Genomic DNA, 1,210 nt, shown 5'->3' with positions numbered 1-1,210 from the left:
CCAGATCGTGTCCTTTGCCAGGGGTATGAAAGCTTGCGTGGTGGCTTCCGGGTTGCCGGCGCTGTCGAGCGTCAGGCGCACACGAAGCGCGTCTCGATCGCGCAGAAGCTCGGACAGAACGAGGTTCACCGCCGTATGATCAAAGCGAAAGCCGAGCATGGCGGCCGAGCGTTCGAGACGGTCGAGGTGGCGATCAAGGCGCAGGAAGCCGTGATCGGGTTCGTAACGGAAGGTTTCGATCAGGCAGTCCGTGGGATCGAGCCGGTGGCGAAGCGCGCCTTCAACAGACATTCTTCATACTCCGCTTGGGCGCCGGAATCGAACACGACCCCGCCGCCGACATTGTAAACGGCCTCGCCGGATGGATGCAGAGTGACCGTACGGATCGCGACGTTGAAACGCATCGTGCGGTCGGGCGCCATCCAGCCGATCGCGCCGCAATAGGCATCGCGCGGTTCAGCTTCCAGCGAGCGGATGACCTCCATGGCACGGATTTTGGGCGCTCCTGTGATCGATCCGCAGGGAAAAAGCGCGGTGAAGATGTCGCGCACCGTACGGTCACCAAGCAGTTTGGCACGCACGCGGCTGACCATCGTATGGAGGGTGGGGTAGGTCTCGACCTTGAAGAGGTCGGGCACATCGAGCGTGCCGACTTCGCTGATCAACGAGATGTCGTTGCGCAGGAGATCGACGATCATGCGGTTTTCGGAGCTGTTCTTCGGATCCTGGGCGAGGAATTGTCGCTGTTTTTCGTCTTCATCGCGCGACTTACCGCGTGGGACCGTGCCCTTCATCGGCCGCGTTTCGATCCAGCCGTCGCGGTCGATCTCGAAGAAGAGTTCAGGCGAGCGCGACAGGATGACCGGGCCGCCGAGATCGATCAGGGCACCGTATTTCACGGGCTGGCGCGCGATCAGGGCTGCGAAGGCAGAGACCGGATCGCCGGACCAGTGGGCGTGGATGGGGAAGGTGAGGTTGACCTGGTAGCAGTCGCCTTCGCGTAAGTGCTGGTGCACGCGCTCGAAGCGCTTGCGGTAGTCTTTGGCGCTCCATGCGGCGCGCGCGTCGAAGATCGGGCCGTTGGTGGGCTGGGCCTCTTCCAGAGCGAGATCGCGCTCTGCCGGGTGATCGAACACGCCAAAAAGACAGAGCGGAACGCGTCGCCGCTCGGGAAGGAGCGGGCGCAGCTTGGGTTCGAGGAGGTAGCCGG

At 63.0% G+C, this 1,210-nt stretch carries 2 protein-coding genes; both read right to left on the bottom strand.

The genetic code is table 11. The features are described 5' to 3' along the window. Positions 1-291 (bottom strand): aminotransferase class IV (locus RTX98_RS17880; RefSeq protein WP_312798151.1); only part of this gene is annotated, 291 nt, incomplete at its 3' end. Beyond that, the coding region (locus RTX98_RS17875; RefSeq protein WP_312798150.1) for an aminodeoxychorismate synthase component I at positions 240-1,210 on the bottom strand (971 nt) is incomplete at its 5' end. The genes RTX98_RS17875 and RTX98_RS17880, both read right to left, overlap by 52 nt.

It is taken from the genome of Tianweitania sp. (assembly GCF_032053605.1).
Lineage (GTDB): Bacteria > Pseudomonadota > Alphaproteobacteria > Rhizobiales > Rhizobiaceae > Tianweitania.
The sequence above is the reverse complement of the archived record's forward strand: the minus strand, read 5'-3'. Positions and strand labels throughout refer to the sequence as shown.